Below are 14,795 nucleotides of genomic sequence, written 5' to 3'. Positions count from 1 at the left end.
TTCGTTCAACGAGGATCGATAAGATTATGTTTCAAATAAATGGAGTTAGAGCGCCGATCTGATTCAATCAGATCGAAACGTGCTCCAACAGCCACACTTATTGGCTTTTGATCGGGATTTAATCACGAAATTAAGCCTGTTTGCAGAAAGCAGGTTCAGAAAGTCGCAAAATAATCTATTTTCTATACATCTGGCCGGGATGTCTGTTGTTTCGGTATATTGTTTGAGGAGTTTCGGTAGATGATGCGCCAATATGAGCTTGTAGAGCGTGTGCAGCGTTACAAGCCAGACGTGAATGAGGCGCTTCTCAACAAGGCATATGTTTATGCGATGCAGAAACATGGTAGCCAGAAGCGAGCATCCGGGGATCCTTATTTTTCTCATCCACTTGAAGTTGCTGCCATCCTGACAGACATGCATCTGGATGAAGCGACCATTGCGATTGCGCTTCTGCACGATACGATTGAAGACACCACTGCCACGCGGCAGGAAATCGATCAGCTTTTTGGCCCGGAGATCGGCAAGCTTGTTGAAGGCCTGACCAAGCTGAAGAAACTTGATCTTGTTTCCAAGAAGGCAGTGCAGGCTGAAAATCTGCGCAAGCTTTTGCTTGCCATTTCGGAAGACGTGCGCGTTCTTCTGGTGAAGCTTGCAGATCGTTTGCATAATATGCGAACCCTTGGCGTGATGCGCGAAGACAAACGTCTGCGCATTGCTGAAGAAACCATGGATATTTATGCGCCGCTTGCTGGCCGCATGGGTATGCAGGACACGCGCGAAGAACTTGAAGAGCTTGCTTTCCGCTACATCAACCCGGATGCATGGCGTGCTGTAACTGACAGGCTGGCAGAGATTCTCGAGAAGAATCGCGGGCTTTTGCAGAAGATCGAAGAAGACCTGTCTGAAATTTTTCAGAAGAACGGTATCAAGGCGAGCGTTAAAAGCCGGCAGAAAAAACCATGGTCTGTCTTCCGCAAGATGGAAACCAAAGGGCTGTCGTTTGAACAATTGTCCGATATTTTTGGATTCCGCGTTATGGTGGAAACCACGCAGGATTGCTATCGCGCACTGGGCTTGATCCATACCACATGGTCCATGGTTCCCGGGCGGTTCAAGGATTATATTTCCACGCCCAAGCAGAATGATTATCGTTCTTTGCACACCACGATCATTGGTCCGTCCCGTCAGCGTATCGAATTGCAAATACGCACCCGCATGATGGATGAAATTGCAGAATTTGGTGTTGCTGCCCATTCAATTTACAAGGATCGTGGCAGCGCCAGCAATCCGCATCAGATATCAACAGAAACCAATGCCTATGCATGGCTGCGCCAGACGATTGAGCAGCTTTCCGAAGGCGATAATCCTGAAGAGTTTCTGGAACATACCAAGCTGGAACTGTTTCAGGATCAGGTCTTTTGTTTTACGCCGAAGGGCAGGCTTATTGCTTTGCCGCGCGGTGCAACACCTATTGATTTTGCCTATGCCGTACACACCGATATTGGTGACAGTTGTGTGGGTGCAAAGGTGAATGGCCGCATCATGCCTTTGATGACAGAGCTTAAAAATGGCGATGAAGTCGATATTATTCGCTCAAAGGCGCAGGTGCCACCAGCCGCATGGGAATCTCTCGTTGCGACGGGTAAAGCACGTGCGGCGATCCGTCGTGCAACGCGCTCGGCGGTGAGAAAGCAATATTCCGGTCTTGGCATGCGTATTCTGGAGCGGGCTTTTGAGCGGGCCGGTAAAGCTTTCAGCAAGGATATTCTTAAACCCGGTCTGCCACGTCTGGCTCGTAAAGAGGTTGAAGATGTTCTGGCGGCAGTCGGTCGCGGCGAACTGCCATCAAGTGATGTTGTGAAGGCGGTCTATCCTGATTATCAGGATACGCGCGTCACAACGCAGAGCAATCCGGCAAAAACGGGTGAAAAAGGCTGGTTTAATATTCAGAATGCAGCCGGAATGATTTTCAAGGTGCCTGAAGGGTCTGAAGCCGCGCAGGAACCGCAAGCAGAGGGCAAGAAGCCAAAGCGTAAAGCTGTGCCGATCCGGGGTACAAACCCTGATCTGCCAGTGCGCTTTGCACCTGAAGGTGCTGTGCCGGGGGATCGTATTGTCGGTATTCTTCAACCCGGTGCCGGCATTACGATCTATCCGATTCAGTCTCCCGCATTGACAGCCTATGATGATCAGCCGGAACGCTGGATTGATGTGCGCTGGGATATAGATGAAGGAATGCATGAACGCTTTCCTGCCCGTATCAGCGTATCAGCGATCAATTCGCCGGGTTCCCTTGCTGAAATCGCGCAGATAGCTGCTGCAAATGATGCCAATATTCACAATCTGTCGATGGTGCGCACGGCGCCCGATTTTACCGAAATGATCATTGATGTTGAAGTCTGGGATCTCAAACATCTCAATCGCATCATTTCTCAATTGAAAGAAAGCACGAGCGTCAGCGGTGCTACGCGTGTAAACGGATAAAAAAATGAAAACAGAAGACGTCCTTGCGGTTTTTCGCGAAGCGGGAGCCATTCTTGAAGGCCATTTTATTCTGACTTCCGGCCTTCGCAGCCCGGTTTTTTTGCAAAAAGCACGTGTTTTCATGCATGCTGACAAGACGGAAAAACTCTGCAAGGCATTGGCAGAAAAAATCAGACAGGCCGGTCTTGGGCAGATCGATTATGTGGTTGGCCCGGCGATTGGTGGTCTCATACCTTCCTATGAAACCTCGCGTCATCTTGGTGTGCCATCGGTCTGGGTTGAACGTGAAAATGGCACATTCCGGTTGCGCCGTTTCGATGTGCCTGAAGGTGCACGGGTCGTCATCGTGGAAGACATTGTCACAACGGGCCTGTCGATTCGCGAAACCATCGATTGCATGAAAGATATCGGCATTGAAGTGGTTGCCGCAGCCTGTATCGTTGATCGATCGGCTGGCAAGGCTGATGTCGGAACAAAGCTTATTGCGCTTGCTGAATATGAAGTGCCTGCTTATTCGCCGGATAATTTGCCGGAAGAATTGGCTGCCATTCCAGCAATTAAGCCCGGTAGCCGCAATATATAAGCGCTTTCTATACTAGGGTCCTGACCCTAATGCAGCTTTGGCAGAATGCTTTTACTACCCTGCGTCGAAATTGCGCTTTGCGGTATTCATTTGTTCCCCTTAATTTAGGAGGAAGAGCATATCTATGCTCATCCCCCTTTTTAGGAATTTATTGTGGCCGTCGCCCCTCTGATTTTTGACCCAAAATCCCCTTATCGGGCGCCATGTGGTGTGTGCGTTGACTGTGATGTCCGCCATATGGCCGTCTGCTCTGCTCTTGATGACGGTGATCTTGGGGCGCTTGAAGCCATCATGACGTCCAAAAAACTCGACGCCAATGAAATGCTGGTTGAAGAGGGTGATCACAAACGCCGGGTTTTTAGTCTCACCTCCGGTATGCTTCGTATTTATACATCTCTGCCGGACGGTCGTCGGCAGATCGCAGGTTTTCTTGTGCCGGGTGATTATCTCGGTCTGGCAGATGATGATGTTTACTCGCAATCTGCAGAAGCCGTTATTCCGTCTGTTCTGTGTGCATTTTCGACAAAGGAAATGGATGAACTGATGGAGAAGTTCCCGAAATTGAAAGAGCGCCTTTATCAGATGACGCGGGAAGCATTGCGGACGGCGCGTGATAATCAGCTTGTTCTTGGCCGTCTGGCACCGGTGGAAAAGCTTGCCAGCTTTCTTCTCGTTCTGGCCGCGCGGACTGAAAAACGCGGTGGCAAGGGCAATCGCGTTCATCTGTTGATGAACCGTACCGATATTGCTGATTATCTTGGTCTGACGATTGAAACAGTCAGCCGTAGTTTCACCAAGCTGAAAACCCAGGGGCTCATTCAGTTACTTGATGCGAATACAGTTGAGATAGTTTCTCGCCGTTCGCTGGCATCTGTTGCCGGCATGGATCCCGAAAATATCTGATCACAATTTTATTGTCTCAGTTGCGTTGATTCAAATCAATGAATGTAGCTGGAATACACTCTACATCTGATCGTGCGAGTTGAGGTGGTTTATTGGAAAGCTGCCTGATGATAACGAGGTGAGCAGGTGTCGTTGTGGCTGGCAATTATAATATCGGCTGTCATGCATGTGGGCTTCCTTGTCGCATCATGTCTGTTTGTCCAGCGGAATGTCCGTCTTCGTCCAGTATGCGTAAAAGTGAAAAACTCTTGCCAGATCGTCAGGGGCGGGGAGTTCAGTCGCCATGCATGAAGATACGATAAGACGTTATGCGGCATTGGCCGTTCCGCGCTATACTTCATTTCCGACTGCTGCAGATTTTACACCCTGCAATGCTGACAATACAAAACGCTGGTTACGCCAGATTGGCCCGGAAGAAGGCGTTTCGCTTTATATCCATGTGCCATATTGCAAAGAGATCTGCCACTATTGTGGTTGTCATTCAAAAATGGCCATCCGCGAGGATGTGATCGAGAATTTCGTAATTGCTCTTTTGAGCGAGATTGAAACTGTAAGTGCAAGTCTGACGGCTCGTCCGCAAGTCGTGCACTTACATTGGGGCGGGGGCACCCCTTCTATCCTGCACGCAACGCAGTTCAGACGGATCATGGCAGCACTTGCGCTGGCGTTTGATTTCCATCCGGATATGGAACATGCGATTGAGCTTGATCCACGCACGGTCAATCCGGTTCTGGCAAAGACTCTGGCCTTGATCGGGGTCAATCGTGCAAGCTTGGGCGTGCAGGATATTAATTCTGAAGTGCAGAAGGCTATTGGTCGTCTTCAACCTATTGAAACTGTTGCCCGCTCTGTGGCGCTCTTGCGTGAAGTGGGTATTAACAAGCTCAATTTTGATCTGATTTACGGCTTGCCACATCAGACAGTAAGCAGTCTGCGTGAAACCTGTGCACGGGTTATGGAGATGAAACCGGATCGCATTGCCTGTTTTGGCTATGCGCATTTGCCACAGCGCCGAGCAAATCAGCGTTTGATCGATGAAAGCACTCTGCCGGATGCAGATGAACGCTTTGCACAATCAAGCGCTGTTGCTCAAAGCTTTGTCAGTTACGGTTATCAGCCCGTTGGTATCGATCATTTCGCATTGCCGGAAGATGCGCTGGCAATTGCGGCTGAAAATGGCACATTGCACCGCAATTTTCAGGGTTATACGACAGATCGCTGCAATATATTGATTGGTTTTGGCCCTTCGTCCATTTCGCAATTTCCGGGCGGATATACGCAGAATATTTCTGACATAGGGCAATATAGCAAGCGTGTTGGGGCGGGGGGCTTTGCAACAGTGCGTGGCTATATAATGCGGGACAGCGATCGTCTGCGTGCCGGAATCATTACGGCGCTTATGTGTAATTTCCGCGTTGATCTTAATATGGCGGCACCGGGCGTTGAATTTGCTGATGAGCTTGCGCTGCTTCGCCCGCTGGTTGCAGATGGGCTGGTAGAAGTGCGCGACGGTGTAATCACTGCAACGCAGGAAGGCAAACCACTGATCCGGCTGGTTGCTGCAACATTTGATGAGTTTCGCAAGGAAACGATGCACGGCTTCAGCTTCGCTGTGTGAGAAGGAATTCACGCATGTTGCAGATGAGCTTGTCGCAACATGCGAATAACAAAGAAATAGAGTTGTTTCCTCTATTTCAGAGCTGCCGCTGTACCGGGCCGTCAGAAGGTCAGTGGCTTAGGAGCACCGCTTGTTGGGGGATGAGCGGTGCTCCGCTTTTATTATTGAGCCTTGTGCATTTTCGGCAAGAAGATTGTCAGAAGGCCCAGAAGCGGAAGATATGAGCAGATTTTATAGACGAATTCGATACTCGTACGATCTGCAATGATTCCGAGCAGTGCTGCCGCGATACCGGCAACGCCAAACGCCAGTCCGAAGAATAATCCTGAGACCATGCCGACGCGTCCGGGCAGCAGTTCCTGCGCAAAAACGATGATTGCCGGGAAAGCAGAAGCCAGCACGAAACCGATAATCACGGTCAGAATGGCAGTTATTTCAAGATTTGCATAAGGCAAAGCCAGAGTGAAAGGCACAATACCGAGGATTGATACCCAGATTACCGTGCGTGTACCGATCTTGTCACCGATAGGACCACCAATAATCGTGCCTGCGGCAACAGCGCCAAGAAACAGGAACAGCAGCAATTGTGAGGCCTGAACGCTCACGCCGAAATGGCTGATGGTATAAAAGGTGTAATAGCTTGTGAGACTGGCCATATAGACATATTTGGTAAAGATCAGCACGGCGAGTACCGAGATCGAAATGATAACAGTCTTGCGTGGCAGCAACAGGGTTTTATCGGCCTTCGGCTTGCTCCTGTTTGCAATATTGTGCTGGTTGTACCAGTTGCCGACATACCATAGCAGCGCCATACCAATAAGAGCGGCAATCGAAAACCATGAAACACTGGCCTGACCGAATGGCAGGACAATGAAAGCTGCAAGCAACGGCCCGATAGCCGATCCGAAATTACCCCCAACCTGAAACACCGATTGTGCAAAACCATGGCGACCGCCTGAGGCCAGACGTGCCACACGTGCAGCTTCCGGATGAAATACTGATGAGCCGAAGCCGATGAAGGCCGCCCCCAACAGCAGGAATGAATAATGATGCGCTGTTGCAAGCAGGATAAGACCAACAAAAGTGCATCCCATGCCAAAGGGCAGCGAGTAAGGCATCGGACGTCGATCTGTATAGATACCGACAACAGGCTGTAAGATCGAAGCAGTGATCTGGAAGGTGAATGTAAGCAAGCCAATCTGCCAGAATGTTAGGTTGTAATTGTCTTTCAACATCGGATAGATCGCAGGAAGCAGCGATTGCATCATATCGTTGAGAAAATGGGCCATGCTTGTGGCCATGATAATTGCTAAAACTGTATTGTTCGCCGCATCGTTCCCTACAGTGTTTGATGGCTGTTCGGCAGCACTCGTGCTCATAGTTCTACTCCGAAGAAATCATTAGGGCGGTTTCCCAGACATTATGCTGATTAAATATTCGCCCCAACCGGATGTTTTCAAATATTTCTAACCTGTCCATTTCATAATCATATTGTTTCGCGCCTGCTTTCGTGATTTGGTCCATTACCTTCGAGAGTGGGCCAAAGAAGATGAAGTTGAAATCATCATCAGAGCTGTTGTTACCGGGAAATGAAGACCTGCAAAGGTTTCATGAACAGCGCATTGACATGCTGGAACAGCTTGACGGTCCGCTCATTGCCCTGCCGACCAAATATCCCGATGGTTATTTCGTCCCAAAACACAGCCACAGCCGTGCACAATTATTGTGTGCCTCACAAGGCGTTGTTCTTGTCACCACGGATGCTGGACGCTGGATGATTCCCGGCGACCATGCGATGTGGATTCCGGCGGGCGTAAAGCACTCTGTCGAGATTGTTGGCGATGTATTCATGCGATCAATCTATGTGGCAGTTGATGCTATTTCAGGTGTGCCTGATTATCTGCATGTGGTCGGTTTGAGCGATCTGATGCGTTGTCTGATCATTGATGCAACATCGGTTGATCGTATTCCTGATCCGGGAAGCAGAGATGCGCTGGTGATCGAACTCATCCTCAGAGATCTGCATAAATTACCCAAACGGCCCCTTGGCTTGCCTTTTCCCACAGATTCCCGATTGCAACATCTTTGCCGCCAATTTTTAAAAGCACCTTTGGCGCGTGCGACAATTGATGACTGGGCGGAAAAAATGGCCATGAGCAGACGTTCTTTCACGCGCCATTTCCAGCGTGAGACAGGTGTCAGCCTGTCTGTATGGCGTCAGCAGGCTTGTCTTTTTGCGGCGGTTCCGCGTCTGACGGAAGGGGAAGCCGTCACAAGCATTGCGCTTGATCTTGGATATGACAGCGTTTCAGCCTTTACGACAATGTTTCGCCGCATGCTGGGTGTATCGCCAAAGTTCTATTTACCGCGTATATATGCGATGTCTGTTGAAACACAGGATCAAACGTCTTCAGAATAGTTAAATAATAACAATTGTCTCGATGCATTGAGAGAAGTATGAGAAGCCATGTTGTTTCAGCGCCGAAATCCTCCGACCCGTAAAGAGCGTATCCGTACGCTTGTTTGGCCCCGCCGGTCCTTTGCCCGCTCATTCAAATATGGTGGCAAGCGTGTGCTGCGCATTGCCGCGTCTCCCCATGCTGTTGCAGCAGGGCTGGCGGTTGGGGTTTTCGCGGCTTTCACACCTTTTTTTGGATTTCATCTCATTATTGCGATTGTTCTGGCATATTTTCTGGCTGGAAATATAGCTGCGGCAGCATTGGGCACCACACTTGCCAATCCCCTGACACTTCCCTTCATATGGGGCAGTACATATGAACTCGGGCGCTTTGTTATCAGTGGTGACATGGAAAATGCGCCCCCAATGCATCTGGGACACGCATTGCAAACGATGAAGCTCGCAGAGGTCTGGACACCTTTGCTCAAGCCAATGTTGTTTGGATCAACAATCCTCGGGGCAATTTTTGCGGTGATTGCCTATTTTGTGACACGCTTTGCGGTCACTGCATTTCGCCGCCGCAGACTTGAGCGGCTGGCTGAGAAACACAACAGGCATCATGTCCGGGAGCCGCAGAAATCATGATTATCGGTATTGGCAGCGATCTGATTGATATCCGCCGCGTAGAAAAGACGCTCGAAAAACATGGTGATCGTTTTATCCAGCGTGTTTTTACAAAGATTGAACAGGCCAAGTCAGAAGGCCGCAAACAGCGTGCAGCCTCTTATGCAAAGCGTTTTGCGGCCAAGGAAGCCTGTTCCAAGGCGCTGGGAACCGGGCTTTCAAATGGTGTTTTCTGGCGTGACATGGGGGTGGAAAATACACCTTCAGGCAAACCGACCATGAAGCTCACGGGCGGTGCGGCCAAGCAGTTGATGCGTATTCTGCCCGAAGGCAAACGCGCTGCCATACATCTGACAATTACAGATGATTTTCCTCTCGCACAGGCTTTCGTGATTATCGAAGCATTGCCGGAAACTGAATGAAGCATAGTCTGAAAACTGTGAAACGTTTTGCAGGCAAGATGCGTGTTAAAAACATAAAAGCGTCGATTTGATAAAATCAGATCAAAATATGATCGCATCTATGTTGCGTAATGGCAGCATACCCCAAAACAATTGCTATTGTGACAGGTAAACTCCTGCTCATAATCGTGCGAGTTAATGGTGAGCGGATTGCGTCATGCAATCATAGCCGTTATTACATCGCACATCGGCAAGCGGAGATACAATGAGCGTGTCCAGCAAAAGTGAAACTAAAAAATCGGGTGGCATTGGCGAAACCATCAGCGTTATCGTGCAAGCGCTGCTGCTGGCGCTGGTTATCCGTAGCCTGCTTTTCCAGCCATTCAGCATTCCGTCAGGCTCTATGCGCCCGACGCTTCTGGAAGGCGATTATCTGTTTGTGTCGAAATATGCCTATGGCTATTCGCGCTATTCGCTGCCCTTTGGCTTCGATCTGTTCAATGGCCGTATCTGGGGCGCAGAGCCCAAGCGTGGCGACGTTGTTGTCTTCAAGCTGCCAAGCGATACCAATGTCGATTATATCAAGCGTGTTATTGGCTTGCCGGGGGATCGCGTGCAGGTGCGCGGCGGTGTGCTTTATATCAATGATGTTGCAGTCCAGCGTGAGCTTGTTGGCACAATTGACAATCCTGATGTGACGGAAGAAAACCGCCCGGTGGAAGTGTATCGTGAAACGCTTCCCAATGGCGTATCCTATGATACGCTTGATTTGGGAAAGAATTTGATCGGTGATGACACGCGCGTATTTGAAGTACCTGCCGGTCATTATTTCATGATGGGTGACAATCGCGATAACTCGCTCGACAGCCGTTTTGGTGTTGGCTATGTGCCTTATGAAAATCTGGTGGGCCGCGCCAATATCATCTTCTTCTCGATAGCCGACAAGGCAAGTCCGCTTGAAATCTGGAAATGGCCGTCTGATGTCCGCTTCAGCCGTCTTTTCACCTGGGTGAATGGCGAGCCGCATACTGCTGTCACTGGTAATTGAGATGGTCTCCGTAGATAAAGCAGCAGTGATTCTTGAAGAGCGCACCGGGCACCGTTTTCTTAATCTGAAACGGCTTGAACGGGCGCTCACGCATTCAAGTGTGCAGGCACCCTTGCGCGCCAATTATGAGCGGCTGGAATTTCTCGGTGATCGCGTATTGGGCTTGGTGGTTGCAGAAATGCTTTTCGAGGCCTTCCCGGATGCGCCGGAAGGTGAGTTGTCGGTACGCCTGAATGCGCTGGTCAATGCTGAAACCTGTGCGGCAATTGCCGATGAAATCAAGCTTGCAGATTTTATTCATACAGGCTCTGACATTAAATCTCTCAATGACAAACGCTTGCTCAATGTGCGTGCTGACGTTGTCGAGGCATTGATTGCAACCATTTATCTTGATGGTGGTCTGGAATCCGCACGCAGTTTTATCAAACGTTACTGGCAGAAGCGCTCACTTGAGACAGGTGCGGCACGTCGTGACGCCAAAACTGAATTGCAGGAATGGGCACATCAGCAGGGCAATGTGCATCCATCTTATAGTATTGTGAGCCGCAGCGGACCCGATCACGACCCTTCATTTATTGTCGAGGTTTCAATAAAAGGCTTCGCACCTGAAACGGGTGAGGGGCGCTCCAAGCGTATTGCTGAGCAAAGTGCTGCTGAGGCGATGCTGTACAGAGAATCTGTCTGGAAACGAGATAGCTCCAGCTAGGGCCATGACCCTGATGCGGAATTCAGCATTCATTTGGATAATATTCAGCTATAATCAGGTTAACAACAATATTTGGTAGCGCCACGCATTGGAAATGGCTTGGCCGGGCTTATCGCTGCCAATGAGATAAGAAGGGCAATTTCAGCGAAAGCGGGGACCTCTCAGGTCTGGAATTGCACAAACAGGAATAGGGTCTTTCGCGTGGTTGAAAAACGGAAAGGCTCATAAAAGGATGAGCAATGAACAATCCGACGATGCCGGCAAGCGGCGAAAATGAAACCGGGCAGACCCGTTCTGGCTTTGTGGCGCTGATAGGCGCACCAAATGCCGGAAAATCCACGCTGGTCAACCAGCTGGTGGGCACCAAGGTTTCCATCGTTACGCATAAGGTGCAGACAACACGTGCGCTTGTGCGTGGTATCTTTATCCATGACCAGGCACAGATTGTTCTTGTTGATACGCCCGGTATTTTCCGCCCGAAACGCAGGCTCGATCGTGCCATGGTAACGACCGCATGGGGTGGAGCCAAGGACGCTGACATTATCCTTGTTCTTCTGGATGCGCAGGGTGGCCTTAACGAGAATGCTGAAGCACTTTTGGAAAGCATGAAAAATGTGCGCCAGAAGAAGGTGCTGGTGCTTAACAAGGTTGATCGCGTTGATCCGCCAAAACTGCTGGAACTGGCAAAAGCTGCCAATGAACTTGTGACCTTTGATCAGACATTCATGATTTCGGCGTTGAATGGCTCAGGTTGCAAGGATCTTGCGAAGTTTCTGGCAGAAACGGTTCCCAATGGTCCCTGGTATTACCCGGAAGATCAGATTTCCGATATGCCGATGCGTCAGCTCGCAGCGGAAATCACACGTGAAAAGCTCTATCTGCGTTTGCATGAAGAATTGCCTTATTCCTCGACAGTCGAGACCGAACGCTGGGAAGAACGCAAGGATGGTTCGGTGCGTATCGAGCAGGTGATCTATGTCGAGCGTGAAAGCCAGAAGAAGATCGTGCTTGGTCACAAGGGTGAGACGATCAAGGCGATCGGGCAATCTGCACGCAAAGAGATCAGTGAAATTCTTGAACAGAATGCGCATCTCTTTCTGTTTGTGAAAGTTCGCGAAAACTGGGGCAATGACCCGGAACGTTATCGTGAAATGGGCCTTGATTTCCCGACATAGCCCTGCAATTTGGTGAAGAGTCACCTGTGGAATGGCGCGATTGCCGTGCATAATTCAGAAAGTCGTCAGACTTTCGTTTGGAATTATGTGCAAAATGAAAGTCTGGTAAATAGTCACCCATGGAATGGCGCGATGAAGGCATAATTCTCGGAACCCGCAGGCATGGCGAAACAAGCGCCATTGTCGAGGTGATGACCCGTGAACATGGCCGCCATATGGGGATGGTGCGCGGTGGACGATCCCGCCGCATGCAACCCTTGCTCCAGCCGGGCAATCATGTCGATCTGACATGGTGGGCAAGACTGGATGAGCATATGGGTTCATACACGATAGAGCCGCTTGGCTTTGCTGCAGCACGTCTCATCGAGACACCTGTTGCACTCTATGGCATCCAGCTTGCTGCATCACATTTGCGGCTGTTGCCGGAACGTGATCCGCAGGGTGCACTCTATCAAACCCTGCGCCTGATCATTGAGCACTTCGATAATCCATTGTCGGCTGGCGAGTTGCTTTTGCGTTTTGAAGTGATGATGCTCGAAGAACTGGGCTTTGGTCTTGATTTGAGAGAATGCGCAGCAACGGGTGCACGCGAGAATCTGATCTATGTATCGCCCAAATCAGGCCGTGCAGTCTGCGGCGATGCCGGTGCGCCATGGGCCGACAAGATGTTGCCGCTGCCTGCTTTCGTCAACAATACGGCTTTGCGTGCATCGTGCTATGACGACCTCAATGATGCGTTCAGAATGACCGGTTTTTTCTTTCTGCGCCATGTGTGGGAGCCGCGTGCGCAGACCCCGCCGGATTCGCGCAGCGGCTTTCTCAATGCCATATCGCGCACCGTCAGCCTGCAACAGGCAGGCTGAATACTTCGCCTTCAAAAGCGTCCTGTCCGCGACCAATTGCCTTGATAGCATCGACCATGCGGCCATTTCTTCCCAGTATATTATCTGCAAGCGCGATCAGTCGTATATTGGGGGTGGCTGATGGTGATAATTCCCGCAGTGTTTGTGCCAGCTCTGTTTCATCACGCTCGGGATCAAGCGCTAACGCTACTATGTAAGCGCTTGCGGTCGAGCGTGAAATGCCAGCATAGCAATGGATCAACAGCGGTTTTGTACGCTCCCACTTCGATGCAAATCCAAGCAGGTCCCGGATATGGCTTTCTTCAGGCATGGTCAGCCCGTCTTGCGGCTCTGTAATGTCGTTGAATAACAGGCTGAGCCTTTGTGCCAAACCGGGCATGTGGGCGGGCGTCTGACCGGGCAGGGCAGGCAGAGTGTCACTACTCAGCGTTACAATATGACTTGGATCATGCTGCGTGATCTGAACCTTGAGCTGTGAGAGCGGACTGACGACGATATAAGCCAAAGCCTAACCTTTCCGCGCCTGTTCCAGCAAAGCAAAACGCGCCAGAAAGTCTTTTTGCACATTTTGGGTCGGACGTGGCGTAAGCTCCAGCCCTGTAGGGTCGAAGCCCCGTGGACGGCCAAAATATTTAGTGGCTTCACTCTCGCTAAAGCCTGCAAGCTGTGTTGCTTCAAAATAGGCGGCAACCCTATCTGCTCGTTTGATCAGCTTTTTAAGGGACACAGAAACAGCAGCAGGCAATGCAAAACGCATATGAATTGCGCTTTCAAGCCGATCTTCGATGAGCTTGTAATTGCCGCCCATCACAGCCTTGAACGGCGAGATCATGTCACCAATAACATATTCCGGTGCGTCGTGCAGTAAAGCCAGCATTTGCCATTCAATGCTTGCATCGGGCACAAGCCGGTTGAAAATCTGCTCGACCAGCATCGAGTGTTGAGCGACAGAATAGGCATGTTCGCCGACTGTTTGCCCGTTCCAGCGGGCAACACGCGCCAGACCATGGGCTATGTCTTCAATCTCGACATCAAGGGGCGAGGGATCGAGAAGATCAAGCCTTCGCCCCGATAGCATGCGTTGCCATGCACGTTCCTGACCTGATGAACGATCTGCGGCTGCCATCACTCTTTGTCCGTTTCAGCGCTCGGGAATGTAAATCTCACATGCGGTGGTAATTCTAGCCTGATTTCACGTTCATCCGTAAGAATCGGTGTGCCGGAATCAAGCGCGTCTTTCACCCGGTCAATGCGGACAAGTGCAAGACCGATCTGCCCGGATGAACTGCCCATCGTTCCAATGTCGCGTCCACCAACCGTAATTGGCGTGCCCATTGCGGGCAGCGGCACATCGGATTTTGCCACAAGCACCCGTCGGCGCGGTGTGCCGCGATGCTGCATACGGGAAACCACTTCCTGTCCGATGAAGCAGCCTTTCGGAAATGTCACGCCGCCGGTCTGGTCGAAATTAATGTCATGCGGAAAGACTTCATTATAGGCAAAATCAGCGCCCCCTTCAGCGATGCCATATTGGGCGCGAAGTGCTACCCATGCACTTTCGTCATTGCTCTCTCCTGCCTGACCATAAATGCGCATCACATTCAGTTCATTCGGAAACCGGGTATCGCGCTTGAACGGTTTGCCGATTGAATCACTTTCCCAGCAGACGCTTACAAGTGATTCTGGTGATTGGGTAATTTCTGCCTTGGCACGCAGCCTGTAAAGCGTCATCCGCTTCATAAAATCGGCGGCAATACCTGCTGGCATATCAAATTGCAGCCCGTTCTCAATGCGCGACACAAGGAAATCGAACATGATTTTTCCCTGAGGGGTCAGCAAGGCGCCGGGTTTCAATTCATCAGCGCCGAGCTTGTCGAGATTGGTGGTAATCACGGCCTGCACAAATTTTTCTGCATCATCGCCCGTGATGTGAACCAGTGCCCTGTTGGAAAGATTGATCAATTCCGCTACCGTCGCCATCGCTTCTTCCTT

15 protein-coding genes are annotated in these 14,795 nt (G+C 50.5%); 11 read left to right on the top strand and 4 right to left on the bottom strand.

Annotated features, from left to right (window positions below):
• The first annotated feature begins 240 nt into the window (after positions 1-240).
• The 4 genes from FHY56_RS04950 (at position 241) to hemN (ending at position 5,588) form a co-directional block, all read left to right on the top strand.
• Positions 241-2,484: a RelA/SpoT family protein gene (locus FHY56_RS04950; protein ID WP_140904075.1), complete on the top strand. Its 2,244-nt coding sequence runs from the start codon at positions 241-243 to the stop codon at positions 2,482-2,484.
• Between the two features lie 4 nt (positions 2,485-2,488).
• Complete coding sequence (gene pyrE, locus FHY56_RS04945) at positions 2,489-3,067, top strand: orotate phosphoribosyltransferase (protein WP_140904074.1); 579 nt, start codon at positions 2,489-2,491, stop codon at positions 3,065-3,067.
• 237 nt (positions 3,068-3,304) lie between these two features.
• A complete protein-coding gene (locus tag FHY56_RS04940; protein WP_235889426.1) occupies positions 3,305-3,970 on the top strand; it encodes a helix-turn-helix domain-containing protein in 666 nt (221 codons plus the stop codon).
• 283 nt (positions 3,971-4,253) lie between these two features.
• The gene (gene hemN / locus FHY56_RS04935; protein ID WP_140904072.1) at positions 4,254-5,588 is read left to right on the top strand and encodes an oxygen-independent coproporphyrinogen III oxidase; all 1,335 of its coding nucleotides are present in this window, start codon (positions 4,254-4,256) and stop codon (positions 5,586-5,588) included.
• Between the two features lie 161 nt (positions 5,589-5,749).
• On the opposite strand, the gene FHY56_RS04930 is transcribed toward hemN, so the two are convergent.
• On the bottom strand, positions 5,750-6,967 hold the full coding sequence (locus tag FHY56_RS04930) for an MFS transporter (RefSeq protein ID WP_140904071.1): 1,218 nt from the start codon (positions 6,965-6,967) through the stop codon (positions 5,750-5,752).
• Positions 6,968-7,137: 170 nt separating this feature from the next.
• Here FHY56_RS04930 and FHY56_RS04925 point away from each other — a divergent pair, with 170 nt between their 5' ends.
• The 7 genes from FHY56_RS04925 to recO all read left to right on the top strand — a co-directional run bounded on the left by FHY56_RS04925 (position 7,138) and on the right by recO (position 12,803).
• Entirely contained in the window at positions 7,138-8,007 is an 870-nt protein-coding gene (locus FHY56_RS04925) for an AraC family transcriptional regulator (protein WP_140904070.1), read from the top strand.
• A 48-nt stretch (positions 8,008-8,055) separates the two neighbouring features.
• Positions 8,056-8,631 carry a type IV secretion system effector BspA gene (gene bspA, locus FHY56_RS04920; protein ID WP_140904069.1) on the top strand — a complete coding sequence of 192 codons (576 nt, stop codon included), beginning with the start codon at positions 8,056-8,058 and terminating at the stop codon, positions 8,629-8,631.
• On the top strand, positions 8,628-9,032 hold the full coding sequence (acpS, locus tag FHY56_RS04915; RefSeq protein WP_140904068.1) for a holo-ACP synthase: 405 nt from the start codon (positions 8,628-8,630) through the stop codon (positions 9,030-9,032). Before bspA ends, acpS begins: the two co-directional genes overlap by 4 nt.
• A 244-nt stretch (positions 9,033-9,276) precedes the next feature.
• Complete coding sequence (gene lepB / locus FHY56_RS04910) at positions 9,277-10,059, top strand: signal peptidase I (RefSeq protein ID WP_140904067.1); 783 nt, start codon at positions 9,277-9,279, stop codon at positions 10,057-10,059.
• A 1-nt stretch (position 10,060) separates the two neighbouring features.
• Positions 10,061-10,765, top strand: coding sequence for a ribonuclease III (gene rnc / locus FHY56_RS04905; protein ID WP_140904066.1), 705 nt, complete (start codon positions 10,061-10,063; stop codon positions 10,763-10,765).
• 239 nt (positions 10,766-11,004) lie between these two features.
• Positions 11,005-11,940: a GTPase Era gene (gene era / locus FHY56_RS04900; protein ID WP_140904065.1), complete on the top strand. Its 936-nt coding sequence runs from the start codon at positions 11,005-11,007 to the stop codon at positions 11,938-11,940.
• Between the two features lie 119 nt (positions 11,941-12,059).
• Positions 12,060-12,803, top strand: a complete 744-nt coding sequence (gene recO / locus FHY56_RS04895) for a DNA repair protein RecO (protein ID WP_140904064.1) — start codon at positions 12,060-12,062, stop codon at positions 12,801-12,803.
• On the opposite strand, the gene FHY56_RS04890 is transcribed toward recO, so the two are convergent.
• Genes FHY56_RS04890 through ygfZ form a run of 3 tightly spaced genes read right to left on the bottom strand, consistent with a single transcriptional unit; the run spans position 12,781 to position 14,783 of the window.
• Positions 12,781-13,308 (bottom strand): tyrosine phosphatase family protein, encoded by a 528-nt coding sequence (locus tag FHY56_RS04890; RefSeq protein ID WP_140904063.1) that lies wholly within the window; start codon positions 13,306-13,308, stop codon positions 12,781-12,783. The genes recO and FHY56_RS04890 overlap by 23 nt on opposite strands.
• 3 nt (positions 13,309-13,311) lie before the next feature.
• Complete coding sequence (locus FHY56_RS04885; RefSeq protein WP_140904062.1) at positions 13,312-13,929, bottom strand: YfbR-like 5'-deoxynucleotidase; 618 nt, start codon at positions 13,927-13,929, stop codon at positions 13,312-13,314.
• On the bottom strand, positions 13,929-14,783 hold the full coding sequence (gene ygfZ, locus FHY56_RS04880) for a CAF17-like 4Fe-4S cluster assembly/insertion protein YgfZ (protein WP_140904061.1): 855 nt from the start codon (positions 14,781-14,783) through the stop codon (positions 13,929-13,931). Before ygfZ ends, FHY56_RS04885 begins: the two co-directional genes overlap by 1 nt.
• Positions 14,784-14,795 lie beyond the last annotated feature (12 nt).

Origin of the sequence: Brucella gallinifaecis (assembly GCF_006476605.1) — a bacterium.
Classification (GTDB): domain Bacteria; phylum Pseudomonadota; class Alphaproteobacteria; order Rhizobiales; family Rhizobiaceae; genus Brucella; species Brucella gallinifaecis.
Note: the sequence above shows the minus strand (reverse complement) of the source record. Positions and strands in the feature narration are given on the sequence as shown.

What these genes read in the sequence shown, in the direction of transcription:
- FHY56_RS04925 (WP_140904070.1), top strand. Translation starts at nt 7,138, where the DNA reads ATGAAGTTGAAATCATCATCAGAGCTGTTGTTACCGGGAAATGAAGAC.
- lepB (WP_140904067.1), top strand. Translation starts at nt 9,277, where the DNA reads ATGAGCGTGTCCAGCAAAAGTGAAACTAAAAAATCGGGTGGCATTGGC.
- rnc (WP_140904066.1), top strand. Translation starts at nt 10,061, where the DNA reads ATGGTCTCCGTAGATAAAGCAGCAGTGATTCTTGAAGAGCGCACCGGG.
- acpS (WP_140904068.1), top strand. Translation starts at nt 8,628, where the DNA reads ATGATTATCGGTATTGGCAGCGATCTGATTGATATCCGCCGCGTAGAA.
- FHY56_RS04930 (WP_140904071.1), bottom strand. Translation starts at nt 6,967, where the DNA reads ATGAGCACGAGTGCTGCCGAACAGCCATCAAACACTGTAGGGAACGAT.
- ygfZ (WP_140904061.1), bottom strand. Translation starts at nt 14,783, where the DNA reads ATGGCGACGGTAGCGGAATTGATCAATCTTTCCAACAGGGCACTGGTT.
- FHY56_RS04940 (WP_235889426.1), top strand. Translation starts at nt 3,305, where the DNA reads ATGGCCGTCTGCTCTGCTCTTGATGACGGTGATCTTGGGGCGCTTGAA.
- pyrE (WP_140904074.1), top strand. Translation starts at nt 2,489, where the DNA reads ATGAAAACAGAAGACGTCCTTGCGGTTTTTCGCGAAGCGGGAGCCATT.
- FHY56_RS04885 (WP_140904062.1), bottom strand. Translation starts at nt 13,929, where the DNA reads ATGGCAGCCGCAGATCGTTCATCAGGTCAGGAACGTGCATGGCAACGC.
- hemN (WP_140904072.1), top strand. Translation starts at nt 4,254, where the DNA reads ATGCATGAAGATACGATAAGACGTTATGCGGCATTGGCCGTTCCGCGC.
- era (WP_140904065.1), top strand. Translation starts at nt 11,005, where the DNA reads ATGAACAATCCGACGATGCCGGCAAGCGGCGAAAATGAAACCGGGCAG.
- recO (WP_140904064.1), top strand. Translation starts at nt 12,060, where the DNA reads ATGGAATGGCGCGATGAAGGCATAATTCTCGGAACCCGCAGGCATGGC.
- FHY56_RS04950 (WP_140904075.1), top strand. Translation starts at nt 241, where the DNA reads ATGATGCGCCAATATGAGCTTGTAGAGCGTGTGCAGCGTTACAAGCCA.
- bspA (WP_140904069.1), top strand. Translation starts at nt 8,056, where the DNA reads ATGTTGTTTCAGCGCCGAAATCCTCCGACCCGTAAAGAGCGTATCCGT.